The 19,626-nt window shown below is 62.0% G+C and carries 20 protein-coding genes and 1 pseudogene; 18 read left to right on the top strand and 3 right to left on the bottom strand.

Features of this window, described 5'->3' with window-relative positions; translation table 11 throughout:
* Positions 1 to 78 precede the first annotated feature (78 nt).
* The 7 genes and pseudogenes from CKO35_RS15800 to radC form a co-directional block, all read left to right on the top strand.
* A complete protein-coding gene (locus CKO35_RS15800) occupies positions 79 to 573 on the top strand; it encodes a coiled-coil domain-containing protein (protein ID WP_200177078.1) in 495 nt (164 codons plus the stop codon).
* 106 nt (positions 574 to 679) lie between these two features.
* Positions 680 to 1,333 carry an STY4534 family ICE replication protein gene (locus CKO35_RS15795; protein WP_200177077.1) on the top strand — a complete coding sequence of 218 codons (654 nt, stop codon included), beginning with the start codon at positions 680 to 682 and terminating at the stop codon, positions 1,331 to 1,333.
* Between the two features lie 297 nt (positions 1,334 to 1,630).
* Positions 1,631 to 1,858, top strand: a complete 228-nt coding sequence (locus tag CKO35_RS15790; RefSeq protein ID WP_200177076.1) for a hypothetical protein — start codon at positions 1,631 to 1,633, stop codon at positions 1,856 to 1,858.
* A 221-nt stretch (positions 1,859 to 2,079) separates the two neighbouring features.
* On the top strand, positions 2,080 to 2,262 hold the full coding sequence (locus tag CKO35_RS15785; protein ID WP_200177075.1) for a hypothetical protein: 183 nt from the start codon (positions 2,080 to 2,082) through the stop codon (positions 2,260 to 2,262).
* Positions 2,255 to 2,620, top strand: a complete 366-nt coding sequence (locus CKO35_RS15780) for a DUF7673 family protein (protein ID WP_200177074.1) — start codon at positions 2,255 to 2,257, stop codon at positions 2,618 to 2,620. Before CKO35_RS15785 ends, CKO35_RS15780 begins: the two co-directional genes overlap by 8 nt.
* Positions 2,621 to 2,950: 330 nt before the next feature.
* A complete protein-coding gene (locus CKO35_RS15775; protein WP_200177073.1) occupies positions 2,951 to 3,157 on the top strand; it encodes a hypothetical protein in 207 nt (68 codons plus the stop codon).
* Between the two features lie 618 nt (positions 3,158 to 3,775).
* Positions 3,776 to 4,216: pseudogene (gene radC, locus CKO35_RS15770) on the top strand (RadC family protein); the annotation flags it as partial.
* A 950-nt stretch (positions 4,217 to 5,166) separates the two neighbouring features.
* Here the strand turns inward: radC and CKO35_RS18090 are convergent.
* Entirely contained in the window at positions 5,167 to 5,517 is a 351-nt protein-coding gene (locus CKO35_RS18090; RefSeq protein ID WP_242467269.1) for an RpnC/YadD family protein, read from the bottom strand.
* A gap of 221 nt (positions 5,518 to 5,738) precedes the next feature.
* Here CKO35_RS18090 and pilL2 point away from each other — a divergent pair, with 221 nt between their 5' ends.
* The 11 genes from pilL2 to CKO35_RS15710 all read left to right on the top strand — a co-directional run bounded on the left by pilL2 (position 5,739) and on the right by CKO35_RS15710 (position 17,129).
* Positions 5,739 to 6,572, top strand: a complete 834-nt coding sequence (gene pilL2, locus CKO35_RS15760; RefSeq protein WP_200177071.1) for a PFGI-1 class ICE element type IV pilus protein PilL2 — start codon at positions 5,739 to 5,741, stop codon at positions 6,570 to 6,572.
* A gap of 22 nt (positions 6,573 to 6,594) precedes the next feature.
* Positions 6,595 to 7,371 (top strand): hypothetical protein, encoded by a 777-nt coding sequence (locus tag CKO35_RS15755; protein ID WP_200177070.1) that lies wholly within the window; start codon positions 6,595 to 6,597, stop codon positions 7,369 to 7,371.
* Positions 7,372 to 7,373: 2 nt separating this feature from the next.
* The gene (locus CKO35_RS15750; protein ID WP_200177069.1) at positions 7,374 to 7,643 is read left to right on the top strand and encodes a hypothetical protein; all 270 of its coding nucleotides are present in this window, start codon (positions 7,374 to 7,376) and stop codon (positions 7,641 to 7,643) included.
* Positions 7,640 to 8,410, top strand: a complete 771-nt coding sequence (locus CKO35_RS15745) for a TIGR03759 family integrating conjugative element protein (protein WP_200177068.1) — start codon at positions 7,640 to 7,642, stop codon at positions 8,408 to 8,410. Before CKO35_RS15750 ends, CKO35_RS15745 begins: the two co-directional genes overlap by 4 nt.
* A 10-nt stretch (positions 8,411 to 8,420) precedes the next feature.
* The gene (locus CKO35_RS15740; RefSeq protein ID WP_242467267.1) at positions 8,421 to 8,942 is read left to right on the top strand and encodes a lytic transglycosylase domain-containing protein; all 522 of its coding nucleotides are present in this window, start codon (positions 8,421 to 8,423) and stop codon (positions 8,940 to 8,942) included.
* On the top strand, positions 8,933 to 9,481 hold the full coding sequence (locus tag CKO35_RS15735) for a PFL_4695 family integrating conjugative element protein (RefSeq protein WP_200177067.1): 549 nt from the start codon (positions 8,933 to 8,935) through the stop codon (positions 9,479 to 9,481). Before CKO35_RS15740 ends, CKO35_RS15735 begins: the two co-directional genes overlap by 10 nt.
* The gene (gene traD / locus CKO35_RS15730; protein WP_200177066.1) at positions 9,478 to 11,637 is read left to right on the top strand and encodes a type IV conjugative transfer system coupling protein TraD; all 2,160 of its coding nucleotides are present in this window, start codon (positions 9,478 to 9,480) and stop codon (positions 11,635 to 11,637) included. Before CKO35_RS15735 ends, traD begins: the two co-directional genes overlap by 4 nt.
* Positions 11,634 to 12,374: a TIGR03747 family integrating conjugative element membrane protein gene (locus tag CKO35_RS15725; RefSeq protein WP_200177065.1), complete on the top strand. Its 741-nt coding sequence runs from the start codon at positions 11,634 to 11,636 to the stop codon at positions 12,372 to 12,374. The genes traD and CKO35_RS15725 overlap by 4 nt, the downstream gene beginning before the upstream one ends.
* Before the next feature lie 142 nt (positions 12,375 to 12,516).
* Complete coding sequence (locus tag CKO35_RS15720) at positions 12,517 to 13,023, top strand: DNA N-6-adenine-methyltransferase (protein ID WP_200177064.1); 507 nt, start codon at positions 12,517 to 12,519, stop codon at positions 13,021 to 13,023.
* Between the two features lie 285 nt (positions 13,024 to 13,308).
* Entirely contained in the window at positions 13,309 to 15,795 is a 2,487-nt protein-coding gene (locus CKO35_RS15715) for an N-6 DNA methylase (RefSeq protein ID WP_200177063.1), read from the top strand.
* Between the two features lie 80 nt (positions 15,796 to 15,875).
* On the top strand, positions 15,876 to 17,129 hold the full coding sequence (locus CKO35_RS15710; protein WP_200177062.1) for a restriction endonuclease subunit S: 1,254 nt from the start codon (positions 15,876 to 15,878) through the stop codon (positions 17,127 to 17,129).
* Between the two features lie 65 nt (positions 17,130 to 17,194).
* Here the strand turns inward: CKO35_RS15710 and CKO35_RS15705 are convergent, their stop codons facing one another.
* The gene (locus CKO35_RS15705) at positions 17,195 to 18,160 is read right to left on the bottom strand and encodes an Rpn family recombination-promoting nuclease/putative transposase (protein ID WP_200177061.1); all 966 of its coding nucleotides are present in this window, start codon (positions 18,158 to 18,160) and stop codon (positions 17,195 to 17,197) included.
* Between the two features lie 163 nt (positions 18,161 to 18,323).
* Positions 18,324 to 19,547 (bottom strand): hypothetical protein, encoded by a 1,224-nt coding sequence (locus tag CKO35_RS15700; RefSeq protein WP_200177060.1) that lies wholly within the window; start codon positions 19,545 to 19,547, stop codon positions 18,324 to 18,326.
* Positions 19,548 to 19,626 lie beyond the last annotated feature (79 nt).

Genomic DNA, 19,626 nt, shown 5'->3' with positions numbered 1-19,626 from the left:
TTCATTACACCACCCACCCCCGGGAACCTTACCCGGCGGGTTACAGGTCTCCCGGCATCAATCAAACTGGAGGCCATCATGAGCGTTATGCACGCATTCGACACCCTGGCATTTGCCAAGAAGCTAAAGAACGCCGGCTATTCCGATGGTCAGGCCGAAGCATTGACCGAAGCGTTGGCCGAAGCTCAGGCGGAAGTGTTCCGTGAGATGCTGAAATCAAGCCTGGCCACCAAGCCCGACATTCAGGAGCTGAGGGAGGCTACCCAGGCCGACTTTCAGAGACTGAGGGAGGTTACCCAGGCCGACTTCCAGAGACTGAGGGAGGCTACCCAGGCCGACTTTCAGGAGCTGAGGGAGGCTACCCGGGCCGACTTCCAGAGACTGAGGGAGGCTACTCAGGCCGACATTCAGGAGCTGAGGGAGGCTACCCAGGCCGACTTTCGGAGACTGAAGGGTGATATTTGGCGGCTGGAATCAAGCATGGACAAGCTGGGCCTTCAGTTGACCATCCGCATGGGTGGCATGATGGTTGTTCTTAGTGGTGTCCTGCTGGCTGCGATCCGCTTCATGTAATACACCCTCAAGACCGGCATGCTGGTCTTCATTTCATCCCGACGGGAAAACACCTTCCCGTCACGGGGCATGGTGTTTTCCTTTTTTCTTGTTAAGGAGACATCCCATGTCCGATTCCAAATTTTTCGACTTGCACATCAATGGCATTGGCTATTTGCGGCGTGCCCGTGAGGTGTCCGTGCGCCGGGGAGATGCTTTCCTGGCTGTCGATATCAATGCCATGCATGGCGCTGCCGATGACGTGCAATTCACCCGTTTTGACTGCCGGGTGAATGGCGCGGAAGCTCAGGCTCTGATCCGCCAGTACATGGAACAGATCAATGATCGTGGTCGGCAGGCAGCCGATGGAACCGCGCTCAGGACCCAGGTACTGGTCGGGTTCCGGCTTGGCGACCTGTACCCCGACTTGTTCACTTACGAAAGAGGTGAAAAGAAGGGTGAAACCGGCGTCTCGCTGAAGGCCCGCCTGCTCAAGATTCACTGGATCAAGATCAACGGCGAAATGGTCTACAAGGCTGAGAAGGTGGATGACACCAAAAGTCATGACGAACGTCCGGAGTCATCGACAAGCCAGCAGCACCCGTCACCGGCCATGGCCGTGGCTGAACGCGATTGCAACGATGATCTTGAGGATCTTCTCCCCGAAGAGGTCAGGCTGTCGAAAGACGACCCGGATTTTTTCAGGAAGAAAGAGACCTTGAAGGCACGAGGCTATCGCTTTGATGGAAACGACAAAGTCTGGCGGTTGAAAGCTGCTTGACTCTTGGTGCCGGGATCATGTCCCGGCGCCTTTCCAAAGCACCGGGGGATGTTTTGGAAAGGCGATGTTGTCCGTGGTCACTGCGGTTTTCAGTGGCGCCCTTGAAGCGTCTGCGGATTCTGCGAAGACGCGAGGCCTTCGGGCCTGGATCCATCCTTTCAACCACCCTGGCCGGGAACCCATCCCGGCGGGGAATGGTGTTCTCTGGCCACGGCCACCCTCGGGGGTCCACCAAAGTCCCCGTGTGGGGGCTCTGGTGGACCCCTGAAGGTCGCCACCAGCCAAGAGGAATACGCCATGACCCCCAGACAGGTAGCTCGTCAAATCCTGATGCGTCCGGCCGCTGAAGGCGGACATTACTTCAACGGGATCAGAAGCCTTGAGCGCGCTGCTGCCAGTATTTTCCCAGGTCTGCAAAAGCTGGACCCCAGACTTCGTGATGCCTTCATGGGTTTGCTGCGCAAAGAGCTCGGGCTGACGGCCCGGATACCGCCTTGCGACCACCTGGAACTGGTGGCTGCATAGTCCCGAAAGACGCCGTCATCGACGGCGTCTTTCCTGAGTCCTCGCCATCGAGGTTTCAGGAAAGACGGATTTTTACCGTGGTCACTGCGGTTTTCAGTGGCACCTGAGCGTCTGCGGATTCGGCAGAGACGCGGGGCCTTCGGGCCTGAATCCTTCCTTTCACCCAACAGGGGCAACCAGCCCCTGGAGGGCTGCTGCCCCATTTTTCAATGGAGGCATATATGCAGCCCTACATCCAGGCCATCCGGCGTTTGCCGGTCCGTCAGCTGCTGCCACGGGGAAACCGGCAGTATGAAATCCAGCTGGACGGTAGCCAGACACTGATGATCCATATCGCCTTGAACGGGCAGGTTCGAATCGACGAACCCGCTCAGCGTCGCCTGGGAGGCAACCACCATGAATAACGATATCGTCGCCGCCATGAATGACTATCTGGCCAGACGTGATCAGATGGTGAAGATCATTGATCAACGGGAGACGCAGGGCGTTGCCGCATTGGAACGGCTGTTCAGTGTGGCCCAGAACAATACCGGACAGTCGATTCGTATCCGACGTTTTCTGCTTGGCCTCTACAACGGCGAAGCCTGGCCCATGAACCTCAATGACCTGCGTGGCCTGGACTGGGATCTCCAGCAGGACGTGTTGGCCACGTTGGCCATGGACATGAATGCCAAGCGGGAAATTCATGGCTATATCGAGGGAGCCGAGAATGTGATCAGGCAATGGCATCATGCCATGACCCGTAAAACTGCTCGCGATTGAGGGCCTTCATACCCCTTGTCCCGCCCCTTCCCGGGGCGGCCTTTCCCGAGCGTCTGGCTGGCATGGCCGGACGATGGGGAAAGGTTGATTTTGACCGTGGTCACTGCGGTTCTCAGTGGCACCCTTGAAGCGTCTACGGATTCGGCAGAGACGCGAGGCCTTCGGGCCTGAATCAATCCTTTCAACCACCCTGCCGGGGCGCCATTCCCCGGTCGGGGCATGGCGACATCGGCTCAACATGAGGTGATTCACCATGCTCAAAATAGCGGATGCCCCCGACATCTTCTGTGATGCACATCTGACAAGCGGCTGGTCGCATAGGAGATGGCTATGAACGACATTCAGGAGGTTTCCCGGAGTCAGGTTCGTCTGGGCTATGACACCGCCGCGGATGGCGCCTTCGTCGAATACCAGGGTGGCCGGTACCTCTCGGGTCAATGCGTACGAGAGGGCTGGATCTGGATCACCTGGAGCGATTCTGGTCAGTGGTTCGGCATAAAGTCCAGCCAGGTGACGCCCAATCAACTACGTTTTTGACTTTCGCCGCCCCTCTGGGGCGGCCTTTCCCCAAGGTCTGGGCAGTGGCCGGGCGGTGGGGAAAGGCCGGTTTTTACCGTGGTCACTGCGGTTTTCAGTGGCACCTGAGCGTCTGCGGATTCGGCAGAGACGCGAGGCCTTCGGGCCTGGATCCTATTCTTTTGACCCACCACGGGGAGAGCGCTCTCACTTGAGCACACCGGAGGCGCGCGCTGACATCAAGCTCGCTCTTCGGCTGATCGACGAGGAATTGCTCTCGCGTCTCGATCTGAAGGCGAAATCACGCTGAGTTTCACGCAACGCGGTTTGAGTAGTGTGTTGATCTGATCAAACCGTTCGGATTCGCCCCTGAACAGCGCACGTGTCAGCGCCTGTTCGAGGGTTGAACGTTGACCATCAATGACCTTCATCGCCCAGACCTCGTCGCAGGGGTAATCAAGGTCATCTTACCACCGCTGAATGGAGGGCGCCGAGGCCTTCGGGCCTGGATCCATCCTTTCAACCACCCTGCCGGGGCGTCATGCCCCGGTCGGGGCATGGCGTGTCCAGCGTGTTATCAGGAGATGCGTCATGTCTGAGGCTGTCTCGATCATTGAACTGTCGGACGACGAGGTGGTGGCCTACGCCACGAGCATTCTCGAATCCCGATTGAAGTATCGGGTTTCGGATGAAACCGATACCCCCCTCACCAGTCCGGATTTGGTCCGCAAGTTTCTGCATCTGAAGTTATGCACGCGGGAACATGAGGTGTTTGCGGTCCTGTTTCTGGACAACAGGCATCGCCTGATCGCCTACGAGGAAATGTTCCGCGGCACCATTGACGGGGCCAGTGTGTATCCCCGGGAAGTGGTCAAGGCGGCACTGCAGCTTAACGCGGCCGCCGTGATCATTGCCCACAACCATCCTTCAGGGGTCACCGATCCTTCCCGGGCCGATGAAGCCATGACCCGGCGCTTGCGAGAGGCACTGGCACTGGTGGACGTTCGGGTTCTGGACCACCTGATCGTGGGTCATGAGGCGGACCAGACCCTGAGCTTTGCGGAGCGGGGCCTGATCTGACCCGCGCAGATCTTTTTTCACCCACCCGACCGGGGCGTCATTCCCCGGTCGGGGCATGGCGTGTCCGGTTGTTTCACCAAAGGAGTCACGCCCATGAACCACACAGCCCATGACACACAGAGCCCCCGCTTCGTCATCCGATGGCAATTCGAGATTGAGCCCCAGGATCTGGAGCCAAGTCGGTGTGACTACGCTCCATCGCGGCATTCGCTATAATGAAAGTGATTTCACCCGTGGCCACTACGGTTTCAGTGGCACCCCACGCCGACTTCGGTCGGCGCCCAAAGCCCCTACGGACCGTGAGAAGGGGCAGGTGCGGATCCCGGTCCTGGTCCCGCGCTGGTCAAAGTCCCTGGCGACCAGCAAACCTCGCAGCGGGCCTTTCTTCTTCGCGCCCATGTGACAGGCGCTATTTCGACAGCAAGCCGGGTGATCTTCTGATCACCTGGCTCTATTGCTTGCAGGACCCAACCGATGCCGTTCTACCTTAGCGCATCAAGGCCTTCCCCGAGGTCTGCCCAGGAGGCAGGCTTCCGGGAAGGCCTTGGGCCTTCTGAACCGCACCGGTTGCCCGCCGCCGGCAGCCTGGCGGGCCCCTTTGTGCGGCACAGCCGCGCCCTGCAAGTTTTGCGATCCTGTTCCCTCAATACGGATCGGCAGCAGTGATGTGTCACGGCTTGAACGGCAAGGCCAGTTGGCATATCCATGCAGAGGGAAGCCGGTTTTCCGGCTTGACTCCGTCAACGGCCTGGATTGACCGCTTTATTCCGGGCATGACCCTCATCCACACATGATCGACTGCGACGGGATGCCCTGCGGGGCATCCTTCGCCTCTACCTTCTTGAAAACTGTGGTGCCCATCATGCCCGGCATGAGTTGAGTCTAGGGCGGAAAAACTGACTTCGCCCACCCGCTCTCGTGCCTTTCTGATAGGCCGAACACATTGACCTTCAGTGAGCCTGACCCGAGCGCAGGGCAATCACTTCGGTCAGGGGCAGGCCCGTGGTCTGGGCGATCTGCTCGTCGGTCAACAAACCCAGCTTGAGCAGGTTGATGGCTGCCAAGCGCTGACCTTCCTGCCGTCCTTCCTGCCGTCCCTTCTGCCGCTCCTTCTCCGCCCACGTCTGAAGATTTTCCGCCAGCATCGCATGGTCCTCCACCAAACTGTTGATCTCTTCCAGCGCCTGCTCGGCTTCGGCACCCAACCGTCTGAGGTGACGCTTGAGCCAGCGGGTGATCACCTCGTCAGTGTGCCATACCCGCCCCTGGCTTGGCCGGTCCTCCACCCTGGGGTAAACCACCGACTGACCTGGCCGGGATGCGCTGGGGGACCACGACACACCCCCGTGGACAGAGGGCTCTGAAAAATTACCCCCCGCGCAAAAAACCATTTCCCATTGTCGCCCCTCTGATCTTCCGTGAATGATCTCCCTGCCCGCGGCACATAGCCATCACCGTGGGCACATGTCCCTTGCGAGGACCGCCCACGCCGCCGGCGTGGGCACTACCCCAGGAGAGCATCATGCGACAGCGGCACTTGGCCATCCTTGCGATACCCGCGCTGTGTCTCGGCGGGACCGCGACCGCCCACGAGGTCCAGGTCGGACGCTATCTCACCGTGGCCCCCGTCCCCACCCAGGAGCAGACCCGTCCGCTGGCGGTGATCGTGGATGTGACCTTCCCGACCCAGTCGGTGCGGACCGTGGGCGATGCCCTCCATCACCTGCTGCCACCAAGCGGATTCCAGCTGGCACAGCCCCGGCATGCAGATCCCCAACTGCCGGTCCTGTTGAGCCGGCCGCTACCGGAGGTCCATCGCCGCCTCGGTCCCATGCCCCTGGACCAGGCACTGACCACCCTGGCCGGCGAGCCCTGGCAGTTATCGGTGGATCCGGTGCATCGCCTGGTGGCCTTCGAACTGCGGGAAGCCTTCCGCGACCGCTACGTCCTTGGCGCCCTGCCCCCCGTCACGATGCACGATGGCTGGTCACCGTTGCCGGATCGGCCGCAGGAGCCACCTGCCCCATCTGAATCCGTCTGGGTGACACCCAGCCCAGTGATATCCCGGGAGTACGGCCCGGTCCAGCCCGATGAAACTCTGCATGGCATCGCATCGCACCTCTGGCCGGGGGACCCGGTTGCGATCCGCAAAGGCCTGGTGGCCCTGCTGGACGCCAACCCCCATGCCTTCCTGCGCGTCCAGGGCCAACCCAACATGAACCTGCTGCGCACCGGCGTGCGACTTCAGGTACCGAACGAGGCCGCCGTGAATGCCCTGACCCTGGCCCAGGCGGAGACCCTGATTCAGTCCCAGCAAAGGGACTGGCAAGCCATGCTCCAGGCACAGACCCGGTGAGACATTCCCCAGGAGACCGGCCATGACGCAAACCGATTCTTCCCTTCCTCCGCTGGATCCGGACCCGATTCCGATTCAACCGGATGCCCAACCCAGCGCCCCCCCCAAGCCATTGCTGCTGGGTGGCGCCGCGCTGGTCCTGATCATGATTGTCGGAACCACCCTGATCTTTTCCCGTGGAGACTCCGGTTCAGAAGAAGTTGAGTTGTTGCCGACACCAGGGGCACTGTCCATCGACGCGGAGTCCGGCAACGGTCTTGACCCGGCAACCGACCCTCTCTCCCCATCCAGTCCGCTGAGTGATCCCTCCCCGGCCCCATCTGTAACCCGCCAACAATGGGACGAGATGGAGCAACGTCTGGAGGATTTGGAGCAACAATATCAGCATCTGGGGCGCCGCATGGCTGCATTGGGGGGCGAACTCGACACCCTGATGGCTGACAAGCCCTGGGAAACTGCCCACCCACCGACTGGCGGCAATAACGGTACCCTTGAGGCGCAGCTCACGGCGCAGCAGACCACCCTCGCCGGACTGGAGCAGCGTCTGGCCCGACTGGAGTCCGCCCAGCGAGCGGCGGCCCGGACCGCGGCCGCGCCACCGCCATTCGAGCTGGTGGCCATCGACTGGTGGGACGGCCAGCCCTTCGCCACCCTCCACAGCCAGGGTCGCCATGCCCGCCTGCGGGTGGGCGAGAGCCTGTCCGGCTGGCGGCTGGAACAGCTGGATGCCACGGCCCGCGAAGCCCGTTTCTCACAGCCCGACGGGCGCAGCCTGCGCCTGGTGGTGGGAGGTGGCTGAACATGGCCTGGGCGGTGGTACTGATGTTTGCAGCCATGGTCCTTGCCGCCGGTCAGGCCGAGACCGAACAGACGGTGCGGGCAATGCCTCCGGATACGCTGGTGGTCCATGGACAGGCCCGGGTCTTGGCCGGCGGCCACTCGATCCGGTTGCTACCCGCCTGCGAGGATGCGCCGGTGGTCTACCGCAACCTCACCGTCCCCGGGGAGCGGGCCGATCACTGGCTGCCCGATGGCCGCCCCTGCCGACCCCGGCGAGAGGTGCGTCCATGAATCCCAGTCGTCTCTTGGGCCTGATGGCCCTGCTCACCGCCCTGTCCCTGTCCCCGGCCGGGGCGGACACCGCCCTGCGGGACCTGGAATATCAGTCCTCCCAAAGCCAGGACATGCAGCGGCACCAATCCGCCCAGGCCTGGGGCTTGAGCATTGAGGAATGGACACGCTACGAGACCCTGATGCAAGGCCAGCGGGGCCTCTGGTCCCCGGACCTGGATCCCGTCATGACCCTGGGCATTCATGCCCGCAGCGAGGCTGAGCGGCGGCGCTACGCGGAGATGGCGGTGGCGCAGGAACGCGCCCGGGTGGCCGGTGAACTGGCCTTCCAGCGCGCCTATGACGATGCCTGGCGGCGGCTGTATCCGGATGAGACGCTGATCGACCTGGCCCGCCTGGCCCTGCCGACCGCGCCCCCGTCACCGCCCGCGGCCTTCTCCCCGGGGGACCGTCTGCTGCTGTTCACCCGCACCCGCGACTGCACCCGCTGTGACGAGTTGTTACCCCGGATCCTGCAACGGGTGGCGGAGCAGCGGATGGGCCTGGACATCTACCTGCTGGACACCGACCCCGGTGACGATGCCGCCGTGCGCGCCTGGGCGACGGCGCGGAACATCCCGCCGGAACGGGTGCACACCCGGCAGATCACCCTCAACCATGACCGCGGCACCGCCCAGCGTCTGGCGGTACGCCGCAGCGCACCGGCGCTGCTGCACCGGAGCGCCGAGGGATCGATCCATGGGATCAGTCTGGCGGATCTGCCGTAGGAGTGCATACATGGCCCTGCTGCTCGGTGGCCTGGCCACCCCACCGGTCATGGCATCCGTGACCATTCCGCCCGCCTATGTGGCGGCGGCCGAGGCATACCGGATCCCGCCGGAGGTGCTGTTTGCCGTGGCCCTGGCCGAGAGCGAGATCCTGCTCACCTCGCGGCGGGTGCTGCCCTGGCCCTGGACCCTGAACGTGGAGGGCCGGGAGGAACGCTATCGCACCCGCATCGAGGCCTATGAGGCCATCCAGGCCCATCTGGCGGCGGGCCGCCGTTCCATCGATATCGGTCTGATGCAGGTGAACTGGCACTGGCATGGTGAGCTGCTGCAGGACCCCTGGCTGGCACTGGACCCCCACTTCAATCTGCGCGCCGGCGCCCGCATCCTGCGGGACCTGCACCTGGAGGATGGCGACTGGCTGATCAGCGTCGGTCGCTACCACGCCCCGGCCCGGACCCCGGCGGCCCAGGCCCGGGCCGAGCGCTATCGCCAACGGGTGATCGAACGTCTGGAGTCGCTATGGCCCTGAGACATCCCCTGCTCCCACTCATCGGCGTCGTCTGCGGCTGCACCTTGACCCTGGTCCAGGCGGCGCCGGTGGTGATTCATGATGCCGGCGGCACCGAACCCATCACCCCCTATTTGGCGCCCCTCTTGCCGGACCCGGAGTACCCCTCCGGCGAGACGCCGCCATCGGCCCATCCCCCCATGGGCGTGTTCGACCTCCAGCAACGCCTACCCATCACCAGTCCCGGCCTGAGTCCGGGCCGTCTGACCCGGGGACCGGACCCGGCGGTGGCCGAACGCCTGCGCCATCTGCCCCTGCCCTTCTGCCTGGTGGGCGCGGACCCGATGTCGCTGCAGTGGCTGCGTGCCCACCGTGATGCCCTGCGGACGGCCGGGGCGGTCTGTCTGGCGGTGGACGTGCCCGATGCCCAGGCCCTGACCCGGATCCAGCAGGCCGGCGCGGGGCTCGCCATCACCGCCGCCCCGGGCAGTGACCTGGCCGAGGCCCTGGGCCTGACGGTCTACCCGGTGCTGGTGACCCGGGACGGGTTCGAGCAATGAGCCGCCACCCGGTCGAGGCCCTGCTGCGTCCACCGGTGGAGCTGTGGTCGGCCTTCGTCGCCGGTCTGTCGGCGGTGGTGGCCCTGGCCGCGCCCTGGGCCTTGATGATGACCCCGGCCGTGGCCTGGGTGGCGGCGACGGTGCTGGGGGGATTCGCGCTCTACCGGGGTCGGCAGGGGTGGCAGATCCTGCGCTATCAGCGCAATCTCAAGCGCCTGCCCGAATATCGGCTCACCGCGGACCGCATCCCGGTGAGCCGTCGCAAGCTGTTCCTGGGCCTGGGCTTTGCGTGGACCCAGAAGCACACCCAACGCCTGCGTGACACCATCCGCCCGGAGGTGCGGCGCTATCTCCGGCCCGGTGGGCTGTATCGCTGGGCACGGGCGCGGGAAGTGGCCTGGGAGCACACCCCGGGACTATCCTGGATCGCCACCCGGCTGGGTACCCGGGCCTGGTGGAACCCGCTGGCCCCACTGCCGCCGGTGGGGGGCAAGCCCGCCCTGCACGGGGTGGAGCCCGAGGAGTCGGCGGTGTGGATGGACATCGCCGAGCGGGTGGGGCATGCCCTGGTCCTGGGCACCACCCGGGTGGGCAAGACCCGCCTGGCGGAGATCCTGATCACCCAGGACATCCGCCGCGGCGACGTGGTGATCGTGTTCGACCCCAAGGGAGACGCGGACCTGCTGCGGCGCATGTATGCCGAGTGCAAGCGGTCCGGACGGGAACATGAGTTTTACATGTTCCACCTGGGCCACCCGGACATCTCCGCCCGCTACAACGCCATCGGTGCCTTCAACCGCATCACCGAGGTGGCCACCCGCATCGCCAATCAGCTGCCCAGCGAGGGCAATTCCGCCGCCTTCAAGGAGTTCGCCTGGCGCTTCTCCAACATCATCGCCCAGGCCCTGGTGGCGCTGGGACGGCGACCGGACTATACCCAGATCGTCCGCCACATCACCAACATCGAGTCCCTGTTCAACGACTACTGCAGCCACTGGCTGCCCAAGGTGGCCCCCCAGGACTGGCAGCAGGAGGTGGCGGCGCGGGAGAGTCGCATCAACGACAAGAACGTGCCCTTCGCCATGAAGGGCCGTTCCCGGCGCATGGTGGCCCTGGTCCAGTACCTCAAGGACAACGCCCTCTACGATCCGGTGGCCGACGGCCTGCGCTCGGCGGTGGAATACGACAAGACCTATTTCGACAAGATCGTCGCCAGCCTGCTGCCGCTGCTGGAAAAGCTCACCACCGGCAAGACCGCCGAGCTGATCAGCCCGGACTATTTTGACATCGACGATCCCCGCCCCATCTTCGACTGGATGCAGGTGGTACGACGCAAATGCGTGGTCTATGTGGGCCTGGATGCCCTCTCGGACATGACCGTGGCCGGCGCCGTGGGCAACTCCATGTTCGCCGACCTGGTCTCGGTGGCCGGGCAGGTCTACAAGTTCGGTACCGAGTCGGGGTTGCCGACCCTGGGGCCACCGGCGGGCACGCCCACCATCTCGGTCCATGCGGACGAGTTCAACGAGCTCATCGGCGACGAGTTCATCCCGCTACTGAACAAGGCCGGCGGCGCCGGGTTCCAGGTCACCGCCTATACCCAGACCTGGTCGGACGTGGAGGCCCGCATCGGCAACCGGGCCAAGGCCGGCCAAGTGGCGGGCAACTTCAACACGCTGATCATGCTGAGGGTGAAGGAGTTTGCCACCGCCGAGATGCTCACCGAGCAACTGCCCCAGGTGGAGATCTTCTCCCTGATGCAGGTGTCGGGGACCAATGACTCCGCCGATCCGGGGTCGGAGCAGCATTTTACCTCCCGCAACGAGGACCGTATCTCGGTGAGCGAGGTGCCGTTGCTGACGCCGGCGGACATCGTCACCCTGCCCAAGGGTCAGGCCTTCGCCCTCATCGAGGGCGGTCAGCTCTACAAGATCCGCATGCCGCTGCCCGATACCCGCAAGGACCCGAAAATGCCGGACTCGCTGCAACAGATCGCGACCGAGATGTCCCGAAGGTACAGCACCGGGGATCAATGGTGGATCACGGAACCGATCCCCAGGGCGCCGGGTGGCCTCGCCACCCCCGTGTCCACCCCGCTGTCCCCACGGCCGTCATCGCTGGAGGGCGCGATCCCGGCTGAAGGCGGCGAGCCATGAGCACCGCCCGGCAGCAGACCACCCCGCCCCGGCATCCGGCCCAGCAGGGCCTGATCAGCCGTCTGATCGCGGCGGTGGCCTCGGTGCTGTTCTGGCTGTTGATCGCCCTGCTGTTCTCCATCGTCAGCGAATGGGTGGGCATGTGGCTGTGGTGGCCGGAGGAAGGGGTCGATCACAGCCGCCGGATGCTGGAACAGGAGATCCAGTACGTGCACCGGGATTTTGGGCAGTCCATGCTGGTGACCGAGCCGGCGGCCTATGTGCGGTTGTTTGCGGATGTCTCCTACCACTACCTATTCCAGGTCACCCGCCTGGAAGCGGCGGTGATCTGGCTGAACCAGCCCCCGGACCCGCTGGGCTCAAACCTGCAACAGACACTACGGGGCCTGTATGCCGGGGTCGCGGATCATGTCCTGGCCGCCATGACTATCACCCAGGTCTTTGCCGTGCGCCTGGCGGTCCTGACCCTGGCGATGCCGGTGTTCGTGCTGTTCGGCTTGGTGGCCATCGTCGATGGCCTGGTGCAGCGGGACCTGCGCCGCTGGGGCGGCGGCCGGGAGTCCAGCTTTGTGTATCACCATGCCAAGCGGCTGGTGTTCCCCAGCATCGTGCTCACGTGGGTGGTGTATCTGGGACTACCGGTCTCGGTGCACCCGAACTTCGTCATCCTGCCGTTTGCGCTGCTCAGTGCCGTGGCGCTGGCGGTGACGGCGTCGACGTTCAAGAAGTATTTGTGAGTGTGATGGGATGTCTGCCTGCTCACCGACCTCCGGGGCAACTACCGGTCCTCCCGAGTGTGCCAGAGCCGTAGCACGTAGACCGTCTTCCCCTGAATCTCGTAAAGCATCTCGTAATACCGTTCCAGGAGCCTGATGATCTATGGCAATCGGAGGACATCACAGCCCAGTAGCGCTAAAGGATGAATGGCTCACCCCGCCAGACATCCTGGATGCGCTGGGCTCTTTCGACTTGGACCCCTGCTCGCCGATCAATCGGCCCTGGCCGACGGCGGCAGCTCACTACACCATCCTTGACGACGGACTCAAACAGCCCTGGCACGGACGGGTGTGGTGCAACCCGCCCTACGGCCTGGAAGCCGCCAAGTGGCTTGACCGCCTCGCCGACCACGGTGACGGCATCGCACTCATCTTCGCCCGCACGGAAACCACCATGTTCTTCGAGCATGTGTGGGCGAAGGCCAGCGCCCTGCTGTTCATTCGCGGCCGGCTCCACTTCCGCCACGTCAACGGGCAGCGAGCGAAGGCCAACGGCGGGGCGCCGTCGGTGCTCGTGGCTTACGGAGAACGAAACGCAGCCGCGCTGCGCAACTGCGGCATTGACGGGCACCTGGTAATGCTCGACGCCACGCAACTGACAATGCGATGAATCCCGCTCCGCCAACTCGTCCTCGGTGAAGGCCGATTCGTTCACCTGACACTCTCCCAGTTCACTTCCACCGACCAGGCCTTGTCTTCGAACTTCTCGTTGGACAGCGGTGTGATGTGGTTGCCGCTGTGGTCCCTCAGGGTCAACGTCAGCTGATGATTAACATTTACTCAGTCAAGAGGCGTGTCAGAATAAGGCATAAACACCCGCTGACCGAGGTCGATGAATGGGTGTGCGCCAGCGGCGCGGACGATGAACACAAGCAGGATTGAACGAGAACGACGTATGGCCAAGACCAGGAAACCGACCCACATACCCAGCCTGCCATTTCCGCCAACGCCCGATGCCCTGCATCAAGAAGGTAATTGGCTATGGATCCCGGTGCGCAAGGAATGGCGCGACGTCAGCGCCAAGCCTGAGGAAATCGTCCGCCAGAAGTTCATCCGCACGCTGGTCGAGCATTACGGTTACGCGCTTGAGCAGATGGACCAGGAGCGGCGCACCCAGCACGGCCATCGTAGCCCTCGCGCCGATATCGTGGTCTGGCAGTCCGTCAACGACCGCCTCGCTAAGCGCTCCCCCGTCCTCGTCGTCGAATGCAAGACCGACACCATCGAAATCCAGGAGCGCGACTACTATCAGGCCGCGTCCTACACCGTGGCCTCTGGCTGCGAAATTTTTATCGCCACCAACCAACGCCACACCTCTGTCTTCAAACTGGTGGCACGCACGCCGGGTGAATTCGTCGCCATCAATGAAATCCCCGCAGCCGCCGATTGGGGCGATGCCAAACGGCTGAAAGAGGTTCTGGACAGCCTGCGTGCCTTCAATCGCAAGGAATTCCAGGATCTGCTGTTCGTCTGCCACAGCATTCTGCGCGATGTGCACAAGATGGACCCGGGCCGGGCCTTCGATACCATCTCGAAAATCCTCTTCATCAAGATGTACGTCGAACGCTCTGGTCAGCATGGCACGTTCACCACCGACTATCTGGATCGCCGTGCCGCCGTGCGCCTGCCCACAGACCTTGCCGTGCACGACGGCCTGTTCGAGCAGACCAAGACTTTTTATCGCGCCGATGACCTGTTTACCGCTGCCGACAAGCTCGACATCTCGGAAGGAACCTTCCGCCGCATCGTCAAGGAGTTGGAACGTTTCGACCTCTCCAAGACCGGCGACGACATCAAGGGCCTGGCCTTCGAAAAATTCCTCGGTACCACTTTCCGTGGCGAGCTGGGTCAGTTTTTCACTCCACGCCCGGTGGTGGAGTTCATGGTCGATCTGCTCAACCCCCGGGAAGGTCAACTGATCTGCGACCCGGCATCCGGTTCCGGCGGTTTCCTGATCCGTGCCTTCGAGCATGTCCGCGCCCAGATCGTGGCGGACATTCAGCGCCAGAAAGATGAAGAACGCGCCCGCATCGAAGCGCTTGGCCTGCCCGAAGACGAGGAAGAGCGCCAGATCGAGGAAGCCTTCTCTTGCCTCAACACGCAACTATTGCCCAGCGGTGATGATAACCAGCCCATCGACACCCGTGTCGGCCGTCTGGCTTGGCAATGCATCTACGGCACCGACGCCGAACCGCGCGCCGCCCGTACCGCCAAGATGAACATGATCATGCACGGTGACGGGCATGGGGGTATCCACTATCACGACGGCCTGCTCGACATCAACGGCATCTTCAACGGCCGGTTTGACCTGGTACTGACCAATCCGCCCTTCGGCTCCAATGTGGGCAGTGACCAGATGGTGGGAGGCAGCGATGAAACCCGCGTACCGGTGGATTCTGCCTACCTGCAACGCTGCCACGAGCGTGGCTACGGCACCTCTTGGGAGGAAAGCCACCACCGTCTGCTACAAGCTGCCGCCAGCAAGACGCCCATCCTGGATCTGTTCGAAATCGGCAAGGGCAAAAACAACCGTCCCACCGAGCTGATCTTCGTCGAGCGCTGCCTGAATCTGCTCAAGCCCGGCGGCCGCATGGGCATCGTTCTGCCCGATGGCAACCTCAACAACCCGTCCTTGGCCTGGCTACGCCGCTGGGCCGAGGGGCGCGCCAAGCTGCTGGCCGTGGTCAGCCTGCCGGAAGAGACCTTCCGCTCAAGCAACGCCACAGTGAAAGCTTCGCTGGTATTCCTTCGCAAATTCACCGACGAGGAAACCGCGCAGTGGGAAGCCGCCTGGAAGCAGGCACACTCTGAATTAGATGCCGGATTTGATACCCAACGCAACGATGCGCACAGCGTCTACGCCCAACGCATCGTCAGTGGAGAAGACGCCGAAGCCACACGCCTGCTGGCCGAACTCGCCGCCCTCGGTCTGCAACGCGCCCTGCTGCCGTGGCACCGCGGCGAAGCCCCGACCTACCCTCGGCAGGCCAAACCTACCATGCAGGGTAAACCGGTCTGGTTGGGTGAAGTTGCCAAGGAACACAAGAAATCCGCCGCAGAACTCAAGAAGCAGGCCGCCACCGCGCTGGCGGGCGTGCAAAAACACAGCAATGTCCTGCTGTCGGAACTGAAGGCCAAGTACAAGTCCATCGACGAAGCCCACACCGCCGCGCTCTGGGCGCGGGTGCGCGAACTGTTCGACTACCCGATATTCGTCGCCGCGCCCAAGACCGTGGGCATTACTTCGACCGGCGAAACCGGTGAGGGCGTGGCCAGCGATTTACCTGATCTGCTCAAGGCCTATCGCGAGTTTGAAAACTGGTTGGCTCAAGGCGCGCAACCGGAGGCCACGCCAAATTTTCCGGTGCCCTCCCCTGCGTAATCCGGCGGTGGAGGGAGATAGAGCGCTGGATTGAAAGTGCAACCACCGTATCACGGGTCAGCGGCTTCCCATTGCTCCCTTTGAGTGATGTGCTTGTAAAACGCAACGAGCCGGTGCGTGTCGATGGGGTGTTGGGCGACTGGCAAGCCATCACCATCAAGTTCTCAGGCGAGGTACTGCCCCGCGAACGCACCGAAGCGTTCAAGGGCGCAATGTTTGCCGCTTACCCCGGCGATCTTGCGTTCTCGAAGATCGACGCCCGCAACGGGGCGGTGGGTCTGATACCCAGCAGTATTCCGAAGGCCGTCGTCACCAGTGAATACCCCGTCTTCACGCTGAAGGCGGACAAGCTGCGCGCGGAGTACTTGCACCACCTTCTTCGGGCGGACCACTTCAAGGCTGATCTGCAGCGCAAGGCTTCCGGTACAAGTGGCCGCAAGCGGGTCACCCCGGAGGGTTTCCTGAGTCTTGAGGTGCCGGTTCCCACGCTAGATGAGCAGGATGCCTTAATTGCCGTCTACGCCGACGCACTGGCTCGGGCGACGCAACTGGAGCAAGACGCTGATGTCATTGAGCGCGACGGATGGCAGGCGTTTGAAGCCGCACTGGGTGTCACCCCGCCGCCGCCCTTACCGGATCGCCCGGTGTTCGTGGCACGGTTCAAGGATGTGGAGCGGTGGAGCCACGAAAGCATTTTGCGTTCGCTTGACCAAGCACCAACCGCAAGCAGCGGCGTTCGAATGGTGCCGCTTGGTCAAAGAGGCAAGGTCAGCTATGGCATCCAGAAATGTCCCGCCAACAGGCCAGCGGTACATGCTCGTCCGTATCTGCGTGTTGCCAATGTGCAGCGTGGCGTACTCGATCTGAGCGAAATCAAGTACATCAATGTGCCAGACGAGGAAATGCCAAAATTGCGGCTGGAAGTCGGTGATGTACTGCTCTGCGAGGGCAACAGCCCGGACTTGGTTGGGCGTGGCGCTATCTGGCGCGGGGAAATCGAAGACTGCGTTCACCAGAATCATGTGTTGCGGGTGCGGGTAAATCGTGAACATCTGCTTCCTGATTTTGTTCTGGCGGTCATCAACAGTAGCCACGGTCAAGCCTACTTCCGCAGCAAGGCGAAGCGCACCACCAACCTTGCATCAATCAACAGCAAGGAAGTAGCTGCCCTTCCCATCCCTGATATTTCAGTTTCTCAACAGCGCAACTTGTTGGAAGCGTTGAACAGCCAAACACTGGCAGCAGAGACCAAGCGCACCGAAGCCATCACCATTCGCCAATCCGCGTGGGGTGCCTTTGAGGCAGCCCTGTTCACCGCCGCCGAGGAAAAATGACGCATGAGTGACCTCCAGACCTTGGGGAACACACCGGCCCATCAGGACCTGGCCGGGTGTGCCCCTCAGTGAGCCTGACCCGAGCGCAGGGCAATCACTTCGGTCAGGGGCAGGCCCGTGGTCTGGGCGATCTGCTCGTCGGTCAACAAACCCAGCTTGAGCAGGTTGATGGCCGCCAGGCGCTGGCCTTTCTGCAGGCCAATCTCCTCGCCCTCCTGCCGTCCTTCCTGCCGCCCCTTCTGTCGCTCCTTCTCCGCCCACGTCTGAAGATTTTCCGCCAGCATCGCATGGTCCTCCACCAAACTGTTGATCTCTTCCAGCGCCTGCTCGGCTTCGGCACCCAACCGTCTGAGGTGACGCTTGAGCCAGCGGGTGATCACCTCGTCCAGTCGCGCCTTCTCCGGATGGGCCCGGATACGCGCTGCCAGCCGTTTCACCGCGCCCTGCAGGGCCTCCACGTCCTTCGACGCCTTCTCCACCTCGAAAATCCCGCTCAGCGGCGTATCCCGCTCCGCCAGCTCGTCCTCGGTGAAGGCCGATTCATTCACCAGATAGTAGCGCAGGTGAGGCTGATAGACCCGCAGGAAAACCGGCGGTTCCGGCCGGATCATCCGGTAAATGTCCGCCTTCGCCGTCCACCGCTTCGAGCCGTTGTACAACACCACCGGGAAGATCGGCGGCATCCCCTTGCGGGCCGTCGTCACTTTGGTCTTGATCAGGTGATCGTAGAAGCAGGCCACATAGTGCAGTATCCGGATCGGCAGGCGATGATCCACCGTGGACTGGAATTCCAGCAGCAGGTAGACAAATACCCGCTGCCTGACACCCTCCCAGTTCACCTCCACCGACCAGACCTTGTCTTCAAACTTTTCATTGAACAGGGGCGTGATGTAGTTCCCGCTGTGGTCCGTCAGGGTGGAGAAATCCATCATCGCCGACACCTCCGGCGGGGCAAATCCCTCGATCAGCTGTCGGACCAGTTCCGGATAACTGAACAGTTCCTTGTAGCCCGTGTCGTGGTGGTTGACCATGCGCTGTCCTGGGTGAAGATCCGTCCGTAGTGTGCCATAGCCCCCGGCCTGGCCGGTCCCTACCTCGGGGTAACCTGCCCATGCTCCGGCCACGGACCTGGCCGGGAAACTGTGAATTCTACGCGCTAGAGGTACTACACAAATATATTCCGAACTGGCACAGTTATCCCTCGCTAAGGGTGAGGGAATAGCGGTGACAGTTGTATTTACGACCCTCTCTGAATAAATCAAACATGGTTCTAATCGGCTGACCGCGAGAACCCTCGGACACCCTGTCTTCCTTCAAAAACCTCATGGCAGTTGCAACATTTTGAGCACGACTGCGAATAGCCCCATCGTAAGAGGCTGTTGCCCGTCCAAAATCAAGGGCCTCATCCCATGTATATCCGTGCAGCAAAGCATAAGCAACACATTCGCCGACATCTTCGGGCCTTGGCTCTTCGGACCCTTTTATGGCAACCTTGCCAAGGAGGTAGAACAAAAAGCCATTATCCCTTTCTGGCGTCCAGCTACCCATGTAACAGCAATCCATCTGATACCAATTGAACCACTCGTACAGTGCGCCATCCTGGAGCATGTGCAGCTCAGGATAAAATGAGCGTAATTCGACAATCTGTGCATCTTCCGGTGGTTCGTCGACCCCCTCATTTAAGGTTTCCAATGGTAGCGCCCCTGCTCTCTCCCATACGACTTCGGCATTTTCCCTGGCATACCGACCGGCGTTATCGCGCTCCCTGATCCACGTATTCTCCCTTTCCTTGATATCGTCAAAAAGTGCTCTGGGAATAGGTTCAAAGCCCGGCACATACTCCACGTTCCCCAGTGCCATATAGCTCGCGCTATCACGCTCTTGGGACTTCACGGAAGGAAATACAGGGCGCGATGGAAGTGACGCCGTACCGATGGGATCACAGAGACTCATCGATTGCCCCCGGTAGGTGAATTCACCCTCCCCTGGCTGGATTCCGCCCAATAGCAGGTTGGAGAGTGCGCCGTGCGCATCACGAGGGCTTTCGTATTGGCCGGGTAATCTCGCATTGAATGCCCGATGCCTGATTATCCACCCCCCTTCCGGGTGTTGAGTCAGTTCGTAAGGTTCAGGGATGATACCCCATATTTCGACAGCCTCTTTGCCAGAAACGATCGCTTTGGGCAGCAGACCGCGAACCAAATCGGCAAACGGCAGATCCGAATGATCCCGTCGCTGTTTAACAAGATCAACCAACTTATCAAACACGAAGACGCCGCTACGCTCAACGACATAGCGGGCATCGGGAACATCCTCCATTTCACGAAGCTCGCGCTTGAGCTCCCCACTGTCTGCATCTATATGGAAAGAAAATTCGGGTAACCGGAATATCTGGTTGATCTCTACCTTGGCGTTCATTCACAAATTTCACTTTCTCAACGGAAAAGCTGGTTGTTTTGTTGCCTCCTAACCATATATCACATAATATCCACCTGTG

The organism is Ectothiorhodospira shaposhnikovii, assembly GCF_016584105.1.
In the GTDB taxonomy this organism is placed as follows: domain Bacteria; phylum Pseudomonadota; class Gammaproteobacteria; order Ectothiorhodospirales; family Ectothiorhodospiraceae; genus Ectothiorhodospira; species Ectothiorhodospira shaposhnikovii.
The sequence above is the reverse complement of the archived record's forward strand: the minus strand, read 5'-3'. Positions and strand labels throughout refer to the sequence as shown.

Coding starts and splice junctions, on each gene's coding strand:
- traD (WP_200177066.1), top strand. CDS start 9,478: ATGAGCCGCCACCCGGTCGAGGCCCTGCTGCGTCCACCGGTGGAGCTG.
- CKO35_RS15720 (WP_200177064.1), top strand. CDS start 12,517: ATGGCAATCGGAGGACATCACAGCCCAGTAGCGCTAAAGGATGAATGG.
- CKO35_RS15775 (WP_200177073.1), top strand. CDS start 2,951: ATGAACGACATTCAGGAGGTTTCCCGGAGTCAGGTTCGTCTGGGCTAT.
- CKO35_RS15755 (WP_200177070.1), top strand. CDS start 6,595: ATGACGCAAACCGATTCTTCCCTTCCTCCGCTGGATCCGGACCCGATT.
- CKO35_RS15745 (WP_200177068.1), top strand. CDS start 7,640: ATGAATCCCAGTCGTCTCTTGGGCCTGATGGCCCTGCTCACCGCCCTG.
- CKO35_RS15715 (WP_200177063.1), top strand. CDS start 13,309: ATGGCCAAGACCAGGAAACCGACCCACATACCCAGCCTGCCATTTCCG.
- CKO35_RS15800 (WP_200177078.1), top strand. CDS start 79: ATGAGCGTTATGCACGCATTCGACACCCTGGCATTTGCCAAGAAGCTA.
- CKO35_RS15785 (WP_200177075.1), top strand. CDS start 2,080: ATGCAGCCCTACATCCAGGCCATCCGGCGTTTGCCGGTCCGTCAGCTG.
- pilL2 (WP_200177071.1), top strand. CDS start 5,739: ATGCGACAGCGGCACTTGGCCATCCTTGCGATACCCGCGCTGTGTCTC.
- CKO35_RS15790 (WP_200177076.1), top strand. CDS start 1,631: ATGACCCCCAGACAGGTAGCTCGTCAAATCCTGATGCGTCCGGCCGCT.
- CKO35_RS15700 (WP_200177060.1), bottom strand. CDS start 19,547: ATGAACGCCAAGGTAGAGATCAACCAGATATTCCGGTTACCCGAATTT.
- CKO35_RS15780 (WP_200177074.1), top strand. CDS start 2,255: ATGAATAACGATATCGTCGCCGCCATGAATGACTATCTGGCCAGACGT.
- CKO35_RS15750 (WP_200177069.1), top strand. CDS start 7,374: ATGGCCTGGGCGGTGGTACTGATGTTTGCAGCCATGGTCCTTGCCGCC.
- CKO35_RS15795 (WP_200177077.1), top strand. CDS start 680: ATGTCCGATTCCAAATTTTTCGACTTGCACATCAATGGCATTGGCTAT.
- CKO35_RS15740 (WP_242467267.1), top strand. CDS start 8,421: ATGGCCCTGCTGCTCGGTGGCCTGGCCACCCCACCGGTCATGGCATCC.
- CKO35_RS15735 (WP_200177067.1), top strand. CDS start 8,933: ATGGCCCTGAGACATCCCCTGCTCCCACTCATCGGCGTCGTCTGCGGC.
- CKO35_RS15705 (WP_200177061.1), bottom strand. CDS start 18,160: ATGGTCAACCACCACGACACGGGCTACAAGGAACTGTTCAGTTATCCG.
- CKO35_RS15725 (WP_200177065.1), top strand. CDS start 11,634: ATGAGCACCGCCCGGCAGCAGACCACCCCGCCCCGGCATCCGGCCCAG.